19 protein-coding genes and 6 pseudogenes are annotated in these 21,341 nt (G+C 29.4%); 16 read left to right on the top strand and 9 right to left on the bottom strand.

What is annotated here, in order from left to right:
* The first annotated feature begins 40 nt into the window (after positions 1–40).
* The 12 genes and pseudogenes from ACZ1HD_RS12425 (at position 41) to trpA (ending at position 8,973) form a co-directional block, all read left to right on the top strand.
* Positions 41–703 carry a carboxypeptidase-like regulatory domain-containing protein gene (locus ACZ1HD_RS12425; RefSeq protein WP_472687600.1) on the top strand — a complete coding sequence of 221 codons (663 nt, stop codon included), beginning with the start codon at positions 41–43 and terminating at the stop codon, positions 701–703.
* A 423-nt stretch (positions 704–1,126) separates the two neighbouring features.
* A pseudogene (locus ACZ1HD_RS12420) lies at positions 1,127–2,516 on the top strand (anthranilate synthase component I family protein).
* Between the two features lie 68 nt (positions 2,517–2,584).
* Positions 2,585–3,160, top strand: coding sequence for an anthranilate synthase component II (locus ACZ1HD_RS12415; RefSeq protein WP_340932889.1), 576 nt, complete (start codon positions 2,585–2,587; stop codon positions 3,158–3,160).
* Positions 3,160–4,149, top strand: coding sequence for an anthranilate phosphoribosyltransferase (gene trpD / locus ACZ1HD_RS12410; protein ID WP_079737084.1), 990 nt, complete (start codon positions 3,160–3,162; stop codon positions 4,147–4,149). Before ACZ1HD_RS12415 ends, trpD begins: the two co-directional genes overlap by 1 nt.
* 23 nt (positions 4,150–4,172) lie before the next feature.
* Complete coding sequence (locus ACZ1HD_RS12405; RefSeq protein WP_472687599.1) at positions 4,173–4,331, top strand: hypothetical protein; 159 nt, start codon at positions 4,173–4,175, stop codon at positions 4,329–4,331.
* Between the two features lie 38 nt (positions 4,332–4,369).
* Positions 4,370–4,728: pseudogene (locus tag ACZ1HD_RS12400) on the top strand (four helix bundle protein).
* 29 nt (positions 4,729–4,757) lie between these two features.
* A pseudogene (gene trpC / locus ACZ1HD_RS12395) lies at positions 4,758–5,544 on the top strand (indole-3-glycerol phosphate synthase TrpC).
* A gap of 23 nt (positions 5,545–5,567) precedes the next feature.
* On the top strand, positions 5,568–5,915 hold the full coding sequence (trpF, locus tag ACZ1HD_RS12390) for a phosphoribosylanthranilate isomerase (RefSeq protein WP_472687598.1): 348 nt from the start codon (positions 5,568–5,570) through the stop codon (positions 5,913–5,915).
* A complete protein-coding gene (locus ACZ1HD_RS12385; RefSeq protein WP_472689354.1) occupies positions 5,888–6,235 on the top strand; it encodes a phosphoribosylanthranilate isomerase in 348 nt (115 codons plus the stop codon). The genes trpF and ACZ1HD_RS12385 overlap by 28 nt, the downstream gene beginning before the upstream one ends.
* Before the next feature lie 62 nt (positions 6,236–6,297).
* Positions 6,298–7,422 carry a tryptophan synthase subunit beta gene (gene trpB / locus ACZ1HD_RS12380; RefSeq protein WP_472689353.1) on the top strand — a complete coding sequence of 375 codons (1,125 nt, stop codon included), beginning with the start codon at positions 6,298–6,300 and terminating at the stop codon, positions 7,420–7,422.
* A complete protein-coding gene (locus ACZ1HD_RS12375) occupies positions 7,422–8,213 on the top strand; it encodes a DUF3050 domain-containing protein (RefSeq protein WP_472687597.1) in 792 nt (263 codons plus the stop codon). Before trpB ends, ACZ1HD_RS12375 begins: the two co-directional genes overlap by 1 nt.
* Positions 8,210–8,973, top strand: a pseudogene (gene trpA / locus ACZ1HD_RS12370) (tryptophan synthase subunit alpha). The gene ACZ1HD_RS12375 and the pseudogene trpA overlap by 4 nt, the downstream one beginning before the upstream one ends.
* A gap of 30 nt (positions 8,974–9,003) precedes the next feature.
* Here the strand turns inward: trpA and ACZ1HD_RS12365 are convergent.
* Positions 9,004–9,243: an FKBP-type peptidyl-prolyl cis-trans isomerase gene (locus tag ACZ1HD_RS12365; protein ID WP_472687596.1), complete on the bottom strand. Its 240-nt coding sequence runs from the start codon at positions 9,241–9,243 to the stop codon at positions 9,004–9,006.
* Positions 9,219–9,452: a hypothetical protein gene (locus tag ACZ1HD_RS12360; protein WP_472687595.1), complete on the bottom strand. Its 234-nt coding sequence runs from the start codon at positions 9,450–9,452 to the stop codon at positions 9,219–9,221. Before ACZ1HD_RS12360 ends, ACZ1HD_RS12365 begins: the two co-directional genes overlap by 25 nt.
* Positions 9,453–9,696: 244 nt before the next feature.
* Here ACZ1HD_RS12360 and ACZ1HD_RS12355 point away from each other — a divergent pair, with 244 nt between their 5' ends.
* The 4 genes from ACZ1HD_RS12355 (at position 9,697) to ACZ1HD_RS12340 (ending at position 12,859) form a co-directional block, all read left to right on the top strand.
* A complete protein-coding gene (locus ACZ1HD_RS12355; protein WP_472687594.1) occupies positions 9,697–11,070 on the top strand; it encodes a hypothetical protein in 1,374 nt (457 codons plus the stop codon).
* Positions 11,051–11,383 carry a hypothetical protein gene (locus ACZ1HD_RS12350; protein ID WP_472687593.1) on the top strand — a complete coding sequence of 111 codons (333 nt, stop codon included), beginning with the start codon at positions 11,051–11,053 and terminating at the stop codon, positions 11,381–11,383. Before ACZ1HD_RS12355 ends, ACZ1HD_RS12350 begins: the two co-directional genes overlap by 20 nt.
* Positions 11,384–11,412: 29 nt before the next feature.
* Complete coding sequence (locus ACZ1HD_RS12345; protein ID WP_472687592.1) at positions 11,413–12,129, top strand: PDZ domain-containing protein; 717 nt, start codon at positions 11,413–11,415, stop codon at positions 12,127–12,129.
* A gap of 73 nt (positions 12,130–12,202) precedes the next feature.
* Complete coding sequence (locus ACZ1HD_RS12340; RefSeq protein ID WP_472687591.1) at positions 12,203–12,859, top strand: S41 family peptidase; 657 nt, start codon at positions 12,203–12,205, stop codon at positions 12,857–12,859.
* Between the two features lie 66 nt (positions 12,860–12,925).
* On the opposite strand, the pseudogene ACZ1HD_RS12335 reads toward ACZ1HD_RS12340, so the two are convergent.
* The 7 genes and pseudogenes from ACZ1HD_RS12335 to ACZ1HD_RS12305 all read right to left on the bottom strand — a co-directional run bounded on the left by ACZ1HD_RS12335 (position 12,926) and on the right by ACZ1HD_RS12305 (position 21,244).
* Positions 12,926–14,543 (bottom strand): annotated as a pseudogene (locus ACZ1HD_RS12335) (amidohydrolase).
* Between the two features lie 38 nt (positions 14,544–14,581).
* On the bottom strand, positions 14,582–14,908 hold the full coding sequence (locus tag ACZ1HD_RS12330; RefSeq protein WP_472687590.1) for a DoxX family protein: 327 nt from the start codon (positions 14,906–14,908) through the stop codon (positions 14,582–14,584).
* A gap of 2 nt (positions 14,909–14,910) precedes the next feature.
* Positions 14,911–16,343 (bottom strand): annotated as a pseudogene (locus ACZ1HD_RS12325) (M20/M25/M40 family metallo-hydrolase).
* A 103-nt stretch (positions 16,344–16,446) separates the two neighbouring features.
* On the bottom strand, positions 16,447–17,232 hold the full coding sequence (locus ACZ1HD_RS12320; RefSeq protein WP_472687589.1) for a hypothetical protein: 786 nt from the start codon (positions 17,230–17,232) through the stop codon (positions 16,447–16,449).
* Between the two features lie 59 nt (positions 17,233–17,291).
* Positions 17,292–18,209 (bottom strand): hypothetical protein, encoded by a 918-nt coding sequence (locus tag ACZ1HD_RS12315; protein WP_472687588.1) that lies wholly within the window; start codon positions 18,207–18,209, stop codon positions 17,292–17,294.
* A 12-nt stretch (positions 18,210–18,221) separates the two neighbouring features.
* The gene (locus ACZ1HD_RS12310) at positions 18,222–19,931 is read right to left on the bottom strand and encodes a tetratricopeptide repeat protein (protein WP_472687587.1); all 1,710 of its coding nucleotides are present in this window, start codon (positions 19,929–19,931) and stop codon (positions 18,222–18,224) included.
* A 32-nt stretch (positions 19,932–19,963) separates the two neighbouring features.
* Positions 19,964–21,244, bottom strand: coding sequence for a tetratricopeptide repeat protein (locus ACZ1HD_RS12305; RefSeq protein WP_472687586.1), 1,281 nt, complete (start codon positions 21,242–21,244; stop codon positions 19,964–19,966).
* Between the last annotated feature and the right edge of the window lie 97 nt (positions 21,245–21,341).

The raw sequence follows: 21,341 nt of genomic DNA, 5'->3' as shown, positions 1-21,341 counted from the left end.
AATTAACAGTTTTAAATAAAGCCCGTAAAAACAGTTGTCTATGAAAAAAATAGTAGCATTAATTTTTTTGTTTTTAAGCATACATTCATTTTCTCAAGAAATCATTCGTAAGAATATTAAAGGAAAGATTATTGTTGAAGGAAATGATTTAGAAGGAATAACGATTTTTAATTCTTCAACTAAGAAAGGTGCAGTTTCAAATGAAATAGGTGAATTTGATTTATTAGTTGGAGAAAACGATAGCATAAAAGTTAGAGCTCTAGAATATCAAGATTTCGATTTTACTATTAATTCAGATATTTTAACATCAAGAAAAGTTACTATTTTTTTGTTAGAAGAAATTAATAAATTGGATGAGATTGTAGTTTCTACTAGAAAATTAACCGGTAACTTTCAAACGGATGTAGAGATTACGAATAGGTTTATAGAGAAAAAAGATGTTATTTATTTTGGCGCGAAAAGAAATGCAGAATTAACTACAATAAAGAATGTTGAGGTAGATAAAATGCATTATCCTAAACAAACACTTGTAGATGGATTGAATATTGTAAACGTTGTAGATCAATTATTAATCCCTTTATTTAGATCAGAAGTAAAAAATAAAAAAGAAGCTGGTATACCAGAGGTTCCTGTAAAAGCTATAAAATATTATTTAGCCTCTAATTTTTTAATAAATAATTTTAACATTCCGAACATAGGGTAGAAGAGTTTGTAAGGTTTGTAGAAGATGATACATTTGATTTTAAACTATTAAATTATGGAAATGAAATAGAATTACTAGAAATCTTAAACCAAAAAAGTAAAACATTCTTAAAAAAATATAGAGTAATAAGCTTTAGGTTTCGTAAGAAAAACAAAAACATAATAAAGGTTGCTTATTTTAAAATTCTATCTTATTTTTGTTGCAAGTATGAAAAATAACACAAACAATACATGGTGGTGGAACTCTCTTATCTAATAAGTGAGAAGAAACCTATATGTATATAACATAAAAAAAGGCTTATCTCACGATAAGCCTTTTCGCTTTTTATTAAGCATCATTTCGAGAAGTTAATGAAACATTTATTTCTCTTTAAACAAACAAATTGTTACCGTAAATTTTACGAGACAATTACATATTATCAATATGAAGAAAATACAATTTAAGACTACTTTTAAGACAAAAATTGCAGATACAATAACACCTGTAGGTTTGTATTTACGTTTTAGAGATACATACGCAAATACACTTTTATTAGAAAGTTCAGATTATCATAGTAAAGAAGAAAGTTTTTCTTTTATAGCTATAGAACCTGTTGTAACGATTAAAGCAGAGAATCATCATTTAAAATTTTCTCATAAAGGAGAAGAATTGGCTAACCAAGAAATTGGTAGAGATTTTAATGCGATTTTTGAGAATTATAGCAAAGCAATCGATTTAGATTGTCCGGCAGAATTAAAATCATTTAATGGTTTATATGGTTATACAACTTACGACTCTGTACAATATTTCGAAAACATAGATTTAAGTGTTAAAGAAGCGCCATCTGCAATACCATTAATGCAATATAGTTTTTACAGATTTATTATTGCAATCAATCATTTTAATGATGAAATGACATTGATTGAAAATATTGAAGAAGGTTCTGAGTCTAGAATAAAAGAAATTCAAACAATTATAGATGCACAAACTTTTAATACACAAAGTTTCGAAATTGTTGGAGACGAAACTTCGAATGTAAAAGGCGAAGAATTTATAGAGTATGTTAAAAAAGCAAAATCTCATTGTAAAAGAGGAGACGTTTTTCAATTAGTTTTATCACGTCAATTTCAACAAAAATTTAAAGGAGACGAGTTTAATGTGTATAGAGCTTTACGTTCTATCAATCCGTCGCCATATTTATTTTATTTTGATTATGGTTCTTTTAAATTGATGGGATCTTCACCGAAGCGCAAATTAAAATTTCTGCGGGTAAAGCAACCATTAATCCAATAGCTGGGACGTTTAGAAGAACTGGCGATATGGCAAAAGATATTCAATTAGGTAAAAAATTATCTGCAGATAAAAAAGAAACTGCAGAGCACGTTATGTTGGTAGATTTGGCACGTAACGATTTAAGTAAGCATGCAGATAAAGTTGAAGTAGAGGTTTTTAAAGAAGTACAGTATTTTAGTCACGTTATTCATTTAGTTTCTACAGTTTCGGACAATTAAAAGGAAACCCTATAGAAATTGTGGGCGATACTTTTCCGGCAGGAACTTTAAGTGGCGCACCAAAATACAAAGCAATGCAGTTAATAGACACTTATGAGAATCAATCTCGTGGATTTTATGGTGGTGCAGTTGGTATTATAGGTTTAGACGGTTCTGTAAATTTGGCAATTGCAATTCGTAGTTTTGTAAGTAAAAACAATGTGTTGTATTACCAAGCAGGTGCAGGAATCGTAATTCATTCTGATGAAGAAAAAGAGTTACAAGAAGTTAATAATAAATTAGCAGCGTTAAAGAAAGCGTTGTTTTTAGCAGAAAATATATAATTGGCTGTTCGCTTTTTGCCTTTAGCTATTTGCTGAAAGCCAAGAGCCAAGAGCTAAAAGCTTTAATTATGAAAATATTAATATTAGACAATTACGATTCGTTTACCTATAACTTGGTTCACATGGTAGAAAAAATTACAGGAAATTTTCCTGCAGTTTTTAGAAACGATGAAATAAGTATTGCAGATGTTGCAAATTATGATATGATTATGCTATCTCCAGGACCAGGAATTCCTGATGAAGCTGGTATTTTAAAAGAAGTAATTAAAACATATGCTGGTGTAAAACCAATTTTTGGAGTTTGTTTAGGTTTACAAGCAATAACCGAGGTTTTTGGCGGTAAAATTATCAACCTTAATGATGTTTTTCATGGCGTAGCAACAGAAATGAATGTAACAGATAAAAATGCGACTATTTTTAAAGATGTCTCAGAAACATTTTTAGCAGCACGTTATCATTCTTGGGCAGCAACAGATGAAGGTTTTCCAGAAGAATTAAAAGTAACTGCTAGAGATGAAGATGGCTTAATACAAGCAATTGAACATGCTGTATATCCTATTTCTGCTGTACAATTTCATCCAGAATCTATTTTAACAGATGTTGGCGAGCAGTTGGTTACTAATTTTATCAATGCAAATTCGTAATGAAAGCAATTTTAAACAAATTATACAATCACGAGAGATTGTCTAAATCTGAAGCCAAACAAATTCTGATAGATATTGCATCAGAAAAATATAATGATGCCCATTTGGCTTCATTCATGACGGTTTTTATGATGCGACCAATTACCGTAAACGAATTATCGGGTTTTAGAGATGCATTAAAAGAATTGTCTATTAAAGTAGATTTTTCTGACTTTAATACGATTGATATTGTTGGTACAGGCGGAGATGGAAAAGATACATTTAATATATCAACTTTAACATCATTTATAGTTGCAGGTACAGGACAAAAAGTAGCAAAACATGGTAATTATTCGGTTTCTTCTCAATCTGGTTCTTCAGATATGTTAGAAAGTTTTGGTTATAATTTTACAAATGATGAAAATGTTTTAAAAGAACATTTAGAAAAAGCAAATATATGTTTTTTACATGCACCTAAATTTCATCCAGCAATGAAAGCTGTTGGACCAACAAGAAAGGCGTTAAAATTAAAAACGTTTTTTAATATGTTAGGGCCTTTGGTAAATCCGAGTTCACCAAAAAACCACATGTTGGGTACATTTAATTTAGAAGTTGCACGTTTGTATAATTATATTTTACAAGAAGAAAATATCAATTACGGTATTATTCATGCACTAGATGGTTATGATGAAATATCATTAACTAGCGGATTTAAATTGTTTACTAAAAACGGAGAGCAGTTAATTAATCCAGAAGATTTAGGTCAGAAAAGAATACAACAGTCAGAAATATTTGGAGGGAATTCTGTGGCAGATGCAGCAAAAATATTTAAAACTATTTTAGAGGGAAACGGAACTGAATCTCAAAACAACGTAGTTTTAACAAACGCAGCATTTGCTTTAACAATTGTTGATGAAACTAAATCATTTGAAACAGCTTTTGAAGAAGCCAAACAATCATTATTTGGTTTAAAAGCAAAACAAACATTAGAAAAATTAATTAGTATTTAGCATTTATATTTTTAATAAAAATAATGGCAAAAAAGAAAAAGAACTTATTTCTAATTGTACCTGGTTTTCTATTTATTGGTTTGGCAATAGGTATTCAGACAAAAGAATTATTTAAGCAAGCAGCTGTTGGGTTAATTGTTGGATTAATTGTTTATTTTTTCTTAGGTATAGAAATAATTTGAATAAGTAATTATTAATTACGAGTTAGAAATTACGACTGATGAAAAAGGACAATATAATTCAAATCAAAAGCTATAATTTCGCAATTAGAATTGTTAAACTGTACAAACATTTATCTCAAGAAAAAAAGAGTTTGTGTTGAGTAAACAGTTGTTACGATCAGGAACATCAATTGGCGCAAATATAGAAGAAGCAATTGGAGGCCAAAGCAGAAAAGACTTTTTTGCTAAACTATCAATAGCTTATAAAGAAGCAAGAGAGTCTCATTATTGGATTCGTTTATTAAAAGATACAGATTTTTTAACACAACAAGAATCAGAATCATTATTAAAGGATATTGAAGAAATTTTAAAAATAATCGGAAGTATTCAAAAAACAATTAGAAACACAAATTCATAATTCTTAATTTAGAATTCATAATTATAAATATGACAATTTTAGATAAAATAATCGCATTTAAAAAGAAGGAAATTGCTAAGATTAAAGCAGAAATTCCAGTAAAGAAATTAGTAGAAAGTCCTAATTTTGGTAGAACTGTTTTTTCATTAAAAAAATCGTTATTAGAAGTTGGTTCTACAGGTATTATTGCAGAGTACAAACGTCAATCTCCGTCAAAAGGAATTATAAACGATAAAGCTACAATTGCAGAGGTTACCAATGGTTATTTAGATGCAAATGTGGCAGCACAATCTATCTTAACAGATACTTCTTTTGGTGGTACGATGGCAGATTTAATGGAGGCAAGAGTAATCAATCAGCAAAAACCTATTCTTAGAAAAGATTTTATTGTTGATGGTTTTCAAATTGTCGAGGCGAAAGCAATTGGTGCAGATGTAATTCTTTTAATAGCTTCTTGTTTAACTGCAACAGAACTAAAAAACTACGGAAATTTAGCAACAGATTTAGGATTGGAAGTTTTATATGAAGTACATACACAAGAAGATTTAGATAAAATTAACGATTTAGACAATAAAATTATAGGTATTAATAACAGAAATTTAAAGACGTTTGAAGTAGATTTAGATCACTCTATTAAACTTTCTAGCCAAATACCGAGATACTTGTTTAAAAGTTTCTGAAAGCGGAATTTCTGATCCAAAAATTATTACAGGATTAAAAGAATTTGGTTTTCAAGGTTTTTTGATTGGAGAAAATTTCATGAAAACAGAAAATCCAGGAGAAGCTTGTCAAGAATTTATCAGTCAAATTAGATAGGTATGAAACTGAAAGTTTGTGGAATGAAGTTTACAGAAAATATTCAGCAATTGGCTGATGTAAATCCAGATTACATGGGTTTTATTTTCTATGAAAAATCAAAAAGAAATTTTGAAGGTATTATTCCCGAATTTTCTAATTCTATAAAAAAAACAGGTGTTTTTGTAAATGAATATATCGAGATTGTAATTTCTTTGGTAGAAGAATATCGATTAGATGCAGTTCAATTACATGGTGATGAATCCGTAGATTATATTACCGAATTAAAAAAACAATTAGCAGAAAGAAGGCTGTTGTTTATTGATGAAAATAAGCAGATTAAAAAGAAAAAAATCAGCATTATATTTCAAAAAATGAAGTTGAAATTATAAAAGTTTTCGGAATTAAAGACACTTTTGATTTTGATGTTTTAAAACCATATTTAGACGTTGTAGATTTCTTTTTATTTGATACAAAAGGAAAAGAAAGAGGTGGTAATGGTACAAAATTTGATTGGTCTGTTTTAGAAAAATATCCTTTTGATAAGCCTTTCTTTTTAAGCGGTGGTATTGGTTTAAATGATTTAGAACAAGTACAAATAATAGCAAAGTCTAATTTACCTATTTATGGCTTAGATGTAAATAGTAAATTTGAAATAGAACCAGGATTAAAAAATATTAATGAAGTTAAAAGCTTCAAGAACAAAATATAATATGAAATCAAAATTTCAACCGAGATAAAAACGGATATTTCGGACAGTTTGGAGGTGCATTTATACCAGAATTGTTGTATCCTAATGTAAAGGAATTAGAAGATAATTATATTCAAATTATCGAATCTAAAGAGTTTCAAGACGAATATAAATCTTTACTTAAAGATTATGTTGGTAGACCTACGCCTTTGTATTATGCTAAACGTTTATCAGAAAAATATGCAGCTCATATTTATTTAAAAAGAGAAGATTTAAACCACACGGGTGCTCATAAAGTAAACAATACAATTGGTCAAATTTTAATTGCACAAAAATTAGGTAAAACTAAGATTATTGCAGAAACTGGTGCCGGACAACATGGTGTTGCAACAGCAACTGTCTGTGCTTTAATGGGCTTAGATTGTACAGTTTTTATGGGCGAAAAAGATATCGAAAGGCAAGCGCCAAATGTTGCTAGAATGAAAATGTTAGGTGCCAAAGTTGTGGCAGCAACTAGCGGAAGTAAAACGCTAAAAGATGCAACCAATGAAGCAATAAGATATTGGATTCAGAATCCGGAAACATTTTATTTAATAGGATCTGTGGTTGGTCCGCATCCACATCCAGATATGGTTGCACGTTTACAAGCTGTAATTTCTGAAGAAATGAAATGGCAATTAAAAGAAAAAACAGGTAAAGAAAATCCTGATACAATTATTGCTTGTGTTGGTGGAGGTTCTAATGCTGCCGGAGCATTTTACCATTATATGGATGAACACGAAGTAGAATTAATTGCTGTAGAAGCTGCTGGTTTAGGTGTTAATTACGGTGAAAGTGCTGCTACTTCTCAACTTGGTGAAGTAGGTATTATTCACGGAAGTAAAACTATTTTAATGCAAGATGATTATGGGCAAATTGTAGAGCCATATTCGATTTCGGCAGGTTTAGATTATCCGGGAGTTGGGCCATTACATGCTTTTTTATATGAAAGTAAAAGAGCTAAATTTATGAATGCTACAGATGCAGAAGCGTTAGAAGCAGCATATGAATTGACAAAAATTGAAGGAATTATTCCTGCTTTAGAAACGGCACATGCTTTGGCAGTTTTACCAAAAATTGAGTTTAAAGAAAATCAAGTTGTAGTAATTAATTTATCCGGAAGAGGAGATAAAGATTTAGAAACCTATATAAAGCATTTAAAAGAATAATGAATTCTAATTTAAAGTTTATAGAAACAGAATTAATGCCCTTAAGAATAAAATTAAGAGAGCACGATTTATATAAAACACTTAGTTCTATAGAAGATATTAAGTTTTTTATGGAAAGCCATGTTTTTGCTGTTTGGGATTTTATGTCGCTTTTAAAAGCTTTACAAATTAATTTAACTTCTGTTTCTTTACCGTGGTTACCAAAAAAGAACACCAATCTTGTTCGTTTTATAAATGAAATTACATTAGCAGAAGAGAGCGATGTAAATAAGGATGGCGTTTTCAAAAGTCATTTTGAAATGTATGTTGATGCTATGAAAGAATTGAGAGCAGATACATCTCTTATAAAAACATTCTTACAAAGTATTCAAGAAGGATCAACTGTAAAAAAATCCTTAGAACTAGTTTACGTATCAGATGCTGTAAAAGAGTTTGTAAATTTTACTTTTGATATTATCAACTCTAAAGAAACACATAAAATTGCTGCAGCTTTTACTTATGGAAGAGAAGATATTATACCAGATATGTTCTTAAAAATAGTAGAAGAAACTTCTTCAAAAGAAAATATTACTTTTGATAATTTTACATATTACTTAGAAAGGCATATAGAGTTAGATGGTGATGAACACGGACCGTTGTCTTTGCAAATGATAGAAGAATTATGTGGAGACGATAACACAAAATGGCAAGATGTTTTAGATGTTGCAAAAAGAGCCTTACAGGTAAGAATTAATTTATGGACGGCAGTGAAGCAAAAATTAGAAAGTAAAAAAGAACCAATTTTAGCATGAAAAATTTAGAAAGTATTTTAGAAGAAAAAGAAAATTTATTATCTATTTATTTTACATGTGGTTATCCGAAATTAGATGATACAACGCAGGTAATTTCAGAATTAGAAAAAAGTGGTGTAGATTTTATTGAGGTAGGTTTGCCTTATTCAGATCCGCTTGCAGACGGGCCAACGATTCAAGACAGTAGCCGAAAGCTTTAGCAAATGGTGTAAATTTAGACATTGTTTTTGATCAATTAATGTCTATTAAAGATTCAAACAAAACTCCATTGGTTTTAATGGGATATTTGAATCAGATGCTAAAATATGGTGAAGATAAATTTTGTCAGAAAGTTATAGATTGTGGTATTAATACGGTTATTTTACCAGATTTACCTATGGTAGAATTTGAAAACCATTACAAAGATTTATTTGATAAATACGGAATTACAAACGTATTTTTAATAACCCCTCACACATCAGAAGAAAGAATTCATAAAATAGATAATTACACAAAGTCTTTTATTTATGTAGTTGCTTCTGCTTCAATTACGGGTGCAAAAGGAGAGATTTCTAATAATCAAATAGCTTATTTCGAAAGAATAAAAAATATGAATTTGAAAAGTAAGCTAATTGTAGGTTTTGGAATTTCTGATAAACAAACATTTAACACGGCTTGTAATTATGCAAACGGTGCTATTATAGGTTCTGCATTTATTAAGAACTTAGGTGCTAATGGTGTCTCTGGAATTAAGGATTTTATATTACCAATTATATCATAAAAAAAGCGAAACTTTTAAGTTTCGCTTTTTTTAATTTACACTTATCAATTTAATATCAAAAATTAAAACAGCACCACCAGGTATTCCTGGTCTACCATTTAAACCGTAACCTAAATTATAGGGTACTAGTAATTTTCCTTCTCCGCCTTCTTTAAAATACGTAATTCCTTCTGTCCATCCTAGAATTACTTGATTCAAACCAAAAGAGATACCTTCAGAACTACTTTCATCAAAAGTTTCACCATCTAAAAAATATCCTTTGTAAGCCACGGTAACATTAGAACTATTAGTTGGTCTAGCACCGAGCCTTCTTTAGAAATAACATAATACAAACCAGTATTGCTTCTATTTGCATTTAAATCATTAGCTTCAATATATTTAATAATGTCTTCTTCTGTTTGCGGTTTAAAATTAACTTCGTCACTTACACAAGAAAAAAGTGAACATATTGTTACAAAAAGAACTAAGTATTTTTTCATTTTTATGATATAATTTTAAACAAATATAAGTTGAATTATTTAGATACTTTAAAATCTAAAGCAAGTATAATTTGGTACTACTTATCCAATCATTTAGAACTTAAAAAAGTGTATATATTTCTGTATTAATATTTTAAATTGTGTGTGATTCGTTAAATAAAACTTAAAAAAGTCTTAAACAATTTTCAAATTTTCAGAATCGTTACTAATAAAGGCTAACTTAGGTGTTTTAAATTCAAATAATATGACTAAAAAAACGATTCTAATTATTGCATTTCTATGTAATTTAACTCTTTTAAACGCACAAAACACGTTAATAAGAACCCCAACAATTAGTCCTGATGCATCTAAAATGGCATTTGGTTATCATGGTGATATTTGGGTGTTAGACTTAAATACAAATCAAAAAAACAGATTAACGATAAATCAGGCTTACGAAAGTAATCCTATTTGGAATTCTAAAAGCAATGAAATTGTTTTTATGTCGAATAGAAAAGGAAGTCGAAACATCTTTAAAACGGATTTAAATGGAGGTGTACCAAATCAATTAACTTTTTATCCAACGACAGACACACCAAGCCAATGGCGAGAAAATGGTGAGATTATTTTTTCTAGTAATAGGATTTTTAAAGGTACAGAAAGAGAATCATCTATCTATAAAATTAACGAAAAAGGAGAAACACCAACTCGTTTTATGACTGCTTTAGGTAGTCAGGCTTCTGTTTCACCAAACGGAAAATTGGTAGCTTTTGTAAAAGGAACATGTAGGATTTCTAGAGAAGATTATAATGGTCCTGCGCAAAGAGATGTTTGGATTTATAATATTAAAACGAAAGAATATCATCAAATTACAACTAGTAAAAAGAACGATCATACACCACTTTGGGACGCAAATAACAACTTATATTACATAAGTGCGCAAAGTGGTAGATACAATATTTACAAAACGACTTTAAATGAAAATGGAAGTAAATTAGGAGTTGAAAATCAACTAACAAATTTAAAAGTTGATGGGGTTTTATCTTTTTCTGTTAGCAACAATGGTACAATTATTTATAATAGCGGAATTGAAGTTTTTAAAATGTTGAATGGAAAAACAACAAAAATCAATTTAAATTTAGCTACTGATAATCGATTTAATATAGAAGAAACTAAAACAGTTACAGACGGAATTAGAGATTTAAGTGTTTCTCCAAACGGAAAGTTAATCGCTTTGAGTATTAACGGAGAAATCTTTGTGAAAGAAAATAATAAGGATAAAACTAAAACGAATAATGTAAGCAATCATCCTTATAAAGATGACAATCCTTTTTGGATAGATAATAATACTTTAGGATTTTTATCAGATAGAAGTGGTCAAAATGAATTATATAAAGTTGTTTCTACGGATGAAAATGTGAATTTACACCGAAGTCTAAAGACCAAAGTAACACAACTTACAAATAGTAAAATTGATGTTTTTGAACCAATTTTATCTCCTAATAGAAAGAAGTTGGCATATAGAATTGGTAGAGGTCAATTGGTTATTGCAGATGTAAATAATGGCAAATTAAGTAAGCCAAAAAGTTATTCTGATACTTGGGCAGCAGCAAATAGTGTTGCGTGGAGTCCGAGATAGTAAATTCATCGCTTATTCTCAATCAGATTTAAATTTTGATAGCGAAATTTATATTCAATCTGTCGAAAATCCTTCGAAAAAGATGAATGTTTCTATGCATCCAAGGTCAGATTCTAATCCTGTTTGGAGTCCTGACGGTAAAAAACTTTCATTTGTTTCTAATAGAGCAGGAGATAGAGGCGGTATCAATTATGATACTTGGATGGTTTGGTTGCAAAAATCAGATTGGGAAAAAACAAATTCTGATTATAAAGAAGGAGACTATTATCAACAAAAAACAGAAAAAAGAAAGACAAAAAAGAAGTTGTTGTAAAAATAGACGAAGATAAAATTTACGACAGATTGGTTCAGTTAACTAGTTGGGCAGGTAATGAATACGGAGCACTGTTTAGTGCAGACAGTAAAAGTATTTATATTTCTGCTACAAACCCAGCAACTAGAAAAAATGGTTATTATAAAGTTGATTTATTAGGAGGATTACCTAAAGAAATTAAAGGAGTTACTTATGTTGGCGGTAATAGTTTAAACAAAGAAACATTATACTATTCATCTAGAGGAAAGTTAAAATCTTTAAACTTAAAGACAGATAAAGTTTCTTCTTTTTCACATATTGCAACTTATACAGTTGATAATTATAAATTAAATGAACAAGTTTTTTATGAAGGTGTAAGAGCAATAACCGCTGGATTTTATGATCCTCAATATCATGGTTATAATTGGGATAAAATAGTCAAAAGATACACACCTTGGGTTTTATCTGCAGCCACAAAACAAGATTATACTTTTATGTACAATAATATGTTAGGGCAGTTAAATGCAAGCCACATGGGTTATAGAGGTAGTTCGCCGGAAGAAGTTTCTAGCGATAGAGTTGGCCTTTTAGGTTTGGCAGTTTCTAATGTTAATAATGGTGTTAAAATCGATTATATTTTACCAAATTCAGCCGCTACAAAAACGAATGTTTCTTTGAATACTGGCGATGTAATTACTGCTGTAAATGGAAAGAAAATTAATAAAAACACTAACTTTTATAGTTTTTTAAGAAATACATCTCGGTAACGAAATTTTTTTAACTTTAGCTGATAAAAAAGAAGTTGTTGTAAGAACAGAATCTACAAGAACCATAAGTGGTTTGCGTTATGAAGAATGGATAAATTCTCGTAAAAAGTTAGTAGAAAAATATTCTAATGGGCAATTAGGATATATTCATATACAAGGAATGAATTTACCAAGTTTTGAACGTTTTGAACGAGAATTAAAAGCTAGTGGTTATGGTAAAAAAGGGATTGTTATTGATGTGAGAAATAATGGTGGTGGTTGGACCACAGATCGTTTGTTAGCAGTGTTAACGTATCAGCAACACGCATATACCGTGCCACGAGATGCTACAGATAATCTACAGAAGAACAATTTAAAATACAAAGAAAATTATCCTTTTAATGAGAGAGCAGTTTTATCTGTAAATACGAAACCATTAGTTGCTTTGTCTAATCAAAGTAGCTATTCTAATGCAGAGATTTTTGCACACGCATTTAAGAGTTTAAAATTAGGTAAATTAGTAGGGCAACCAACATTTGGAGCTGTAATATCTACCGGTAGTTATCGTTTGCAAGATGGTGCTATAAGAATGCCGTATAGAGCTTGGTATGTAAAAGAATCTGGTTTAAATATGGAACACGGTCCTGCGGTGCCGGATGTTTTAGTAGAAAACAAACCTGGTTGGAAAGCAAGAAATGAAGATGATCAATTAAAAAAAGCTGTAGAGGTTCTATTGCAAGATCTTAAATAGTATATAAAAAAAGGGTTGATGAAATGTATTACTTCATCAACCCTTTTTTTATTTCTCTAGTTTTATTTATTCAGAATATACTTTTTCACCATTTAAATAGGTTGCTAAAACTTTTGTTTTAGGAATTTTTTCTCCTTCAATTTGCATAATATCTTGATTTAAAATCACAAAATCAGCAAATTTACCTACTTCAATAGAACCTTTTTCTTCTTCTTCGAAATTAGAGTATGCAGCCCAAATAGTCATACCTTTTAGAGTTTCTTCTCTTGTTAATGCATTTACCATTTGAAAACCTTCTTCAGGATAATTTTCTAAATCTTTTCTTATAGTAGCAGCATAAAAAGTTAAAAACGGATTTACTTGTTCTACCGGAAAATCTGTACCTAAAGTAATTTTACCGTATTTATTTAGTAAATCTTTAAAAGCGTAAGCTCCTTTCATTCTTTTTTCTCCGATTCTATCTTCTGCCCAATACATATCAGAAGTTGCATGTGTTGGTTGCACAGACGGAATTATATTTTCAAAATAAGAGAAATCATCTTCAGAAATTATTTGCGCATGTTCAATTCTCCAACGTCTATTTTTAGCATCTTTTAAAACTTCTTTATAGGTTTTAAGCATCCAAGTATTGGCAGAATCACCAATTGCATGTGTGTTCATTTGATAATCTGAAGCAGCAATTTGTATTGCTATTTCTTGATATCTTTCAGGTGAATAAATTAAAGCTCCAAAATGATTTTCTCTATCAGAATAAGATGTTCTCATAGCTGCTCCTCTAGAGCCTAAAGCACCGTCACCATACACTTTAAACGAACGAACGTTTAATTTTTCTGTTTTAATAATTCCTTTATTTATATAATAATCTATTTGCTCTTGCTTGTCGCCGAGATACCATTGCATAAACACGCATTTTAAGCGTATTTTCTTTTTGAAGACTGTCTATTAACTCGATAGTGCTTCTGTCTAAACCAGCGTCGTCAACAGTAGTTAAACCATATGAAAAAGATATTTTTTGAGCATCTAATAAACCTTGTGTTGCTTCTTCTAATGATGTTGATGGGAATTTAATAAAATCCATAGCTGCGTCAATTAAAACCCCTGTCATTTTACCATCTTTTATTATAATTTCTCCACCGAAACTTTTGTCTCTTTTGTAATACCTGCTAAATCTATGGCCGCTTGGTTTACTAACAATGCATGACCATCAACTCTGCCAACTGCAACAGGTGTTTCGGAAATAAAGCATCTAATTTTTCTTTTGTAGGAAACTCTTTTATATCCCAATCGTTTTGATCCCAACCACGACCAGTAATAAAACTTGTGTTTTTTCTTTCTGAAAAGCAACAATTTTCTCTAAAACTTCGTCATAACTTTTTGTGCCTTCTAAAGAAACTTTTTGTTGTTGTAAACCCATTCTAAAAAAATGACAATGTGCATCAATTAAACCAGGAACAATTGTTTGGCTCTGCGCATCAACTATGTTTTTAGATTCATATTTACCTTTAATTTCGTTGTTATTACCAACGGCAACAAACAAACCGTCTTTAATAGCAAACGCTTCTGCTTTATTAAAATCGTTATTTACAGTATAAGTGTTAGAATTTAAAACAATTAAATCTACTTGCTCTTTTTTACAAGAGAAAATTGAAATTAGGGTTAAAATTAAGATTAAGTTTTTATTCATTTTTTAATAATTTATATAGATTAAATAGATGCAATACATTAATAGAAATTGTAGCGGAATTCTAACATATGCAATTTTTTTGATCCTATAGCAGGTCTAATTTTGGTAGCATCCCAAATATGAATTGGTAAAAAGATTACCAATAATATAAAAATTCCTACAGATGCATTTTTTACACTACTAGTAAAAAATAAACCTAAGCCAAGAAAAAACTCTAAGGCACCAAAAACATAATTTATTAATAATTTTGGTAGAAATTCAGGTATAAAATGTTTGAAAATTTTGGGTTTTATAATGTGCATTATTCCTGCAAAGCAAAATAAAATTCCGAAGAAAATTCTTAAAATAAGTACAGTCGTTTCCATTATTATGGTTTCACAATTTGGTTGTTGTACAAGTACTTATCCATCAGGTAAACAATACTAGCCATAGATGCGCTACCTAATTCTAGTTCTCTTTTATTTACTTTATCAAACGTGTCTCTGCTTGTATGATGATAATCAAAGTAACGCTGGCTATCTCGGTCTGTAACCAACCAAAGTAACGTTTTCTGCTTGAAGCGGGGCAATATCTGCACCAGAACCACCTTTGTCTAAATCATGTAATCCGTAAGGAGATAGTAATTTTTTCCAACTTTGTAGCAATGCTGTATTCGAGTTGTTTGCTTGTATAGAAAAACCTCTAGGTGTATGACCGCCTGCATCAGACTCTAAACCACCAATATGCTTTTCTTTGTTCAATTTAGCTAATTCTGCATATTTTTTTGCACCACGTGTTCCATTTTCTTCATTCATATAAAACACAATTCGTATTGTGTTTTTTGGTTTGATATTGTTTTTCTTAAATAAATAAGCAACCTCTAGAGATTGTACAATTCCGGTTCCATCATCATGAGCACCTTCACCTAAATCCCAAGAATCTAAATGACCGCCAACAACAAAAATATTTTCTGGTGTTTCTGTTCCTTTAATTTCTCCGACTACATTAAAAGAAGGAGCGTCTCGGTAAGGTTTTACAACTTTGCTTAAAGTAGAATTTTAAATTTGGATTTGTTTGTAAATCTTTACTTAGAATATTAGCAGCTTTGCTACTAATTGCAGCAGCCGGAATATGTTTTTCTTTTGGCAAATCATTATAAGTCATTGTTCCTGTATGCGGATAATCATCTACAGAATTTGTCATAGAACGAACTATAACACCTTTTGCACCAAATTTACCACATACTGCAGCACCTTGTACTCTTTGATCTACGCAACCGCCATAAGCGCCAAATGTGTTTATTAGAGTATTATCAAAAGGTCTGTTAAAAAATACAATTTTACCTTTCATTTTATCGCCTAATTTTTCTGCATCCTCTAAAGATTTTACTTCTAAAACTTCTGCTAAAACGCCAGTTTTAGGAGTCGCAACAGAAAAACCTAATGCACAAATAGCAACATTTTTTTGAACTCCGTTAGTTGTATAAGTGGCAATTTCTTTTTCTCCTCTAACCCAATGTGGTACCATTACTGGTTGCAACCAAACCGAATCTAAACCTACTTCTTTCATTAGTTTTTCTCCCCAAATTACTGCTTGTGCAGCTTCTTTAGAACCAGATAATCTACCACCAATATTTTGCGTTAAATCTCTTAACCATTCATAAGATTTACCTTGGGTTAATGCGCTATTAAAAAGTGTTTTTATTTTAGTAGAATCTATTTTTTCTTCTGATGAGAGTCCGTTATTAATTTGTTTTTCTTGCTTATTATTACAAGAAATAATTAATAAAGATAATGTAAGTAGAAATAATATTTTTTTCATGTTTGTAGAATAATTTTAGAATTGTTAAAGCTACAAAAATGAATTGAGAAAATTATTTTTTTATAATTTGATACTGTTTATTTATATTATTGAATGTAATGTTTTAAAAATCAAACTTATAGGTAAAACCGGCTAAGGCTTGAAACCCTTGTGTATTAAAATTTGCAAATCTTTGATAATTAGTATTTAGTGCATTATTTAATTTAAGAAAAGCAGAGAATTTATCGTTAAAATGATAACCACCATCTAAATTTACATCAACAAAAGAATTTAAAGTTTGAATACCACTTAGACTAGAAGGAAATTCTGCGTTGTATAAAGCATCCATTCTTTCATCAACATAAAATATATTTGCGGTCGCATACCATTTCGTTTTTTTATATTTTGCCAAAAAAGCACCTTCTAAGCTTGGTAAATTCCAACTTTCTAAAGCATTTAATGTTGTGTAGTTTTTTGCTTCTACTTGAGTAGAGAAAGTAAGGTTTTTGTTAAAAAGATATTCAAATTCGGCAAAAATAGTATTCGATTTAACATCATCATAAAAAATGGTGAAAGAATTACCATATTCATAACCTTTCAATTCTTCGCCGTTAAACGAGGTACTATTTCCGTTAGATTTTGTATTGTTTCTTAAAAAAAGAGGTTTATCTTCTTCTTTAACAACACTAGCTTTAATATTGTAGCTAATACTTTTAGTTAAATTTCCTTTTAAACCTAAAAAAATATTCGAAGATTCTGCTGTTTGAGTAATAAATAAACTTGGAGAAACATAAGGGTTTACTTCTGTGAACTTTTTATAAGTATTGGTTTCTAAATTACCTGTTAAACCTGTATAAATATTTACATATTGTTTATATATTGGGGTTTGTAAAAACAAATCTGGAAACATAAAAAAGTTTGTAATATCATTTTCTGTATCAACAGAAACAAATGTTCTTAAACTAGCTTTTAGAAGTAAATTCCCAAACTCATGTTTATACTCGGGATTAATTTTGCTGTAATTATATTGTAATTTATTCCGTCAGAATTGTCATAGTTTTCAGTAAAATTTCCGTTTAAAACTTCTACGCCCGCATCAAAAGAAATCGTATTTAAATTGTAATTTATAAAGTCTAACGGAAAATCTAATTTTGTATTAAAGCTTGCATAAATTTCCGAACTGTTATATTTATCAGTAAAATATGAAGCTGTAATATTACCATAATCGATATAAGAATCATGAAATTTAAATTGGCCAGTAGTTTTAAAATATGTGTAATTTTGATCTTCTTCTATACCATTAATAACTGCTTCGCTATAAAGAATATCTGTAGGTAAACCATACCAATTATAATGGTTTCTTTCGACGTCTAAACCAACTTTCCAATCGAAATACCTTTCTTCTTTTTTAAAATATGCCGAAGATTTAAAATTTAAAAATGTACTATTTAATTTAGTGTCTTTAATGTTTTCTTCTGATGAATTAAATGTAGCATGCACACCATATTCATCATTAAATCTTGTGTTGTGATATATAAATAACTCTGCATACGGACTTATGTAATTCCCGATTCCGGCTGCAAAATAATTGTTATAAACTCTTTCTTTAACACCAACATTAATACCTTTTACAACACCCGTTTTAGGAATAAAAGTAGAGGCAACAGGTGCAGAAAATATAGAATATTTCAATTTTTTCTTATCACTTTTTTTAAGTAATTGAATTGTAGGGTTGTTTTTAATTTTTTTTACATCAGCAATTTTAGGATTGTATTTTGTAACAACATTTACAACCTCTGTTTCTACTACAGTATCTTTCTTTTTCTCTTGCGAATTAGCAGAGAAAACAACCAATAAAACTATAATTAATAAAAAGCCTTTTCTCATTAGTTCTTCTTTTCATAGTGTTACTGAATTATTTGTTTTGGCTTCGTTTTCTCGTATTGTATTTAATTCTAATTCTGCATCTTTAACAATATCATCAAACTGTTTAAAGTTTTTAATTACATTTTCTAAAACAAACGTTGCTTGGTAAACATCATTTAATCCGTAATAATTTTTACCCATTATTACATAACTTTTTACAGCCCAGTATTTGTAATTTGCATATTTGGCAATTAACTTTTGTACTACTTTATTAGATTCTTTAAATAGTTTTTGCTGATTTTTAAAGTAAGCATTGTAAAAAAGAGCTTCTGCTTTTATCTCGCCAATAGCTGTAGCTTCGATCTCTCTATAATATTTTTCTGCAGTTATAAAATCGTTACTTTTAAAAGAAGATCTTGCAATTATTTTTTGCATCATTGCTAATAGTTGCATCAAGTTTATCTTTTTGCAAGATTTTTTAGCATACTCTGTTGCAAAATCATAGGCTTCTGTTTCGTAATATCCTTTCATTAAATTACTCTGTGCATAAATAATGTTTTCTGTAACATAAGCTTCTTCTTCTAATCGATCTAGAAGTGGTAATGCAGTGTTAAAATCTTCTTGATTTAAATAAATTTGAGATAATTTATTTAGTGAATCTTCTGTAAAATCAGATGTGTCTTCGTTAATAACAAACTCGAAATAAGGAATCGATTTTTTAAATTCTTTAACTTGAAATAATACATCTGCTAAATAATAATTGGCTTTTATTTTATGAGTTCCTTTAGGGAATTTTCTAATGTAATTCTGAAGACTATTTATAATATCTTCTCCTTTTTTAGATTCTAAATATTTTTTTTCGGCAACGGCAAAAGTAGTATTGTCTAATTCTGAATTTGTAATATTTATAAATTTTAATGTAGCAACCCAATTTACATAATCTTCTAAATTTCCTTCTTCAATATACACATTTCTTGCGTTTGCAACGGCTTCTAGCGCATCTGGTGAATTTGGAAATTTTGCAGCAACATCTTTATATTTCATTAAAGATTGCATGTTAGAGTTGTCATTAAAATACAATAAACCTTGTCGCAGTAAAGCTCTAGAAACAAAGGTGCTTTTCGGATGTTTTTCAATCAAACGGTCATACGCAATATGAGCATTTTTATGATCCTTTATTTTAGAATATGTGTTTCCTAATTGGTATAAAGCATCGTCCTTTAAATTAGAAACTTGGTAGTTATTTATTACGTTTTTTAAAGCTGTAATTTTTTCTTCATTTTTATCTATAAAACCATAACTCATACCTATTTGATACTGCGCATAATCTGCACCAAGACCAAAATTATCAGTAACATTTTTATATGTAGAAATTGCTTTTGTGTAATTTGTAGTGGCAAAGTAACTGTCTGCTAACCTAATTAAAGCATCGTATTTTAAATTGTCTGAAATGCTATCCTTTTTCAGGAAATTTTTAAAATAATTACCAGCGTTTTCATATTGTTTTAGTTTAAAATAACTGTAACCAATATTATAATTTAATCTAGAAAATTCATTGATGTTTACTGATTTTGAAGCGTTATTAATAGCTATAAATTTAGACAATGCATCTTTGTAGTTTTCTAAAAGATATAAGCTTTCTGCTTCCCAATATTTAGCTCTCTGATTAATTTGGTTAATTTTAGATTTCTTTGCTTCTATGAAAAATGGAACCGATTCGGATAACTTATTTTCGTTGAACAATTGAATTCCTCTATATAAAGAGACCTCATATGTTAGCGTAATATTTTCTTCGGATTTTTTTCTGATAAAAATGCCAAAGCACCTTTGTAATCTTGCTGGTTTAAGAAAGAAGAAACTACTAATTCGTTAATTTCTTGATACGCTTTAGATTTCGGATATTCTTTTAAATATTTTTGTAAAACTTCTGCTACGGGTTCAAAAGGGTTTCCTTCTTCGTAGCTAAGTTTTGCATAATTTAATGCTGCGTCTTGTTTTATGTTTTTGTCAAAATTCATTAAAGAAGCCGATTTAAATGCGTTTAAAGCAGCACTTTTATTCTCTAATTTCATGTAACATTCACCTAAATGATAATATGCATTTTGAGAAACTGAATTTTTTTGATCGATAATTTTATTGAAGCTGTTTACAGCATTTTCAAAATCGTTTTGTTTGTAATACGCATATCCTAATTGGTAAAAATCGGTGTTATTCCATTTTCCTTTTGTGCCTTTGTAGGCTTTTAAATAAGGAATAGATTCTGCATATTTATTTAAATTAAAATAACTTTCTCCAATAATTTTAGCAACATCAGATTTTAATTTTCTTTCTATTGTTGGGTATAACTCTAAACCAACTTTAATACATCGTTTAAATTTACCTGCTTTAAAACTAATATCTAATAAATAATAAGTAATTTCTGCTCTGTAAGATTCGTCGTCTGCAATTTCTTTTAAGGTGGATTCTGCAATACCGTAATCTTCTAATTTGTAAGAAATAAATCCGAAGTAATATCTCGAATCATTACCATATTTTGCATCATTAATTAAAGGTAAAAATCGTGCTTTGGCTAATTGTAAATTATTTGTAGCTAAAAAGCAATAACCCATTTTAAAATTAAGTTCTTTTCTGTTTTCTTTAGAAAGATTATCTAAGTCTACTTTTTGAAACCATTTTAAAGCATAAGCTGCTTTTTTATTCGCAAAATAGTAGTTTGCTACATTGTAAAAAGCAATATTTTTTTTATTACTGTTTGGGTTTTCTTCTACAAAAGTTAATACTTTTTTATCTGCGTCTGCTCTATTTAATTTTATTGCAGACATTGCTTCGTAGTAACTTGCATCAGATTTTAAGTTAGAACCAACACTTGCGTCTTCTGCAACTTTACTAAAAGTTTTAAAAGCAGCAGCGTAAGCTTTAGAATTGTATAATTTTAATGCATTATTATACGTTGTTAAATTTGTTGCATCTGCAATTGTTTGTTGCGAAAAACAATGAATACTGCATAAAAAGATGCAAAAAGAAAGAATCAGTTTTGTTAAAAAACGATATTTCATAGAGTTATATTTATTCTCAAAATGTATAACGAATAATTTTTTACTTTGTTGGATTGGGGAAGAAATATTATTTTATTCAAAATCAAAAATAAGAATT

The organism is Polaribacter sp. HA6-7 (assembly GCF_055693625.1).
Note: the sequence above shows the minus strand (reverse complement) of the source record. Positions and strands in the feature narration are given on the sequence as shown.

Excerpts from the sequence above, each read along its gene's own strand:
- ACZ1HD_RS12425 (WP_472687600.1), top strand. The coding sequence starts at position 41 with ATGAAAAAAATAGTAGCATTAATTTTTTTGTTTTTAAGCATACATTCA.
- ACZ1HD_RS12415 (WP_340932889.1), top strand. The coding sequence starts at position 2,585 with ATGAAAATATTAATATTAGACAATTACGATTCGTTTACCTATAACTTG.
- trpD (WP_079737084.1), top strand. The coding sequence starts at position 3,160 with ATGAAAGCAATTTTAAACAAATTATACAATCACGAGAGATTGTCTAAA.
- ACZ1HD_RS12405 (WP_472687599.1), top strand. The coding sequence starts at position 4,173 with ATGGCAAAAAAGAAAAAGAACTTATTTCTAATTGTACCTGGTTTTCTA.
- trpF (WP_472687598.1), top strand. The coding sequence starts at position 5,568 with ATGAAGTTTACAGAAAATATTCAGCAATTGGCTGATGTAAATCCAGAT.
- ACZ1HD_RS12375 (WP_472687597.1), top strand. The coding sequence starts at position 7,422 with ATGAATTCTAATTTAAAGTTTATAGAAACAGAATTAATGCCCTTAAGA.
- ACZ1HD_RS12360 (WP_472687595.1), bottom strand. The coding sequence starts at position 9,452 with ATGAAAAAATACTTAGTTCTTTTTGTAACAATATGTTCACTTTTTTCT.
- ACZ1HD_RS12355 (WP_472687594.1), top strand. The coding sequence starts at position 9,697 with ATGACTAAAAAAACGATTCTAATTATTGCATTTCTATGTAATTTAACT.
- ACZ1HD_RS12330 (WP_472687590.1), bottom strand. The coding sequence starts at position 14,908 with ATGGAAACGACTGTACTTATTTTAAGAATTTTCTTCGGAATTTTATTT.
- ACZ1HD_RS12320 (WP_472687589.1), bottom strand. The coding sequence starts at position 17,232 with ATGTTTCCAGATTTGTTTTTACAAACCCCAATATATAAACAATATGTA.
- ACZ1HD_RS12315 (WP_472687588.1), bottom strand. The coding sequence starts at position 18,209 with ATGAGAAAAGGCTTTTTATTAATTATAGTTTTATTGGTTGTTTTCTCT.
- ACZ1HD_RS12305 (WP_472687586.1), bottom strand. The coding sequence starts at position 21,244 with ATGAAATATCGTTTTTTAACAAAACTGATTCTTTCTTTTTGCATCTTT.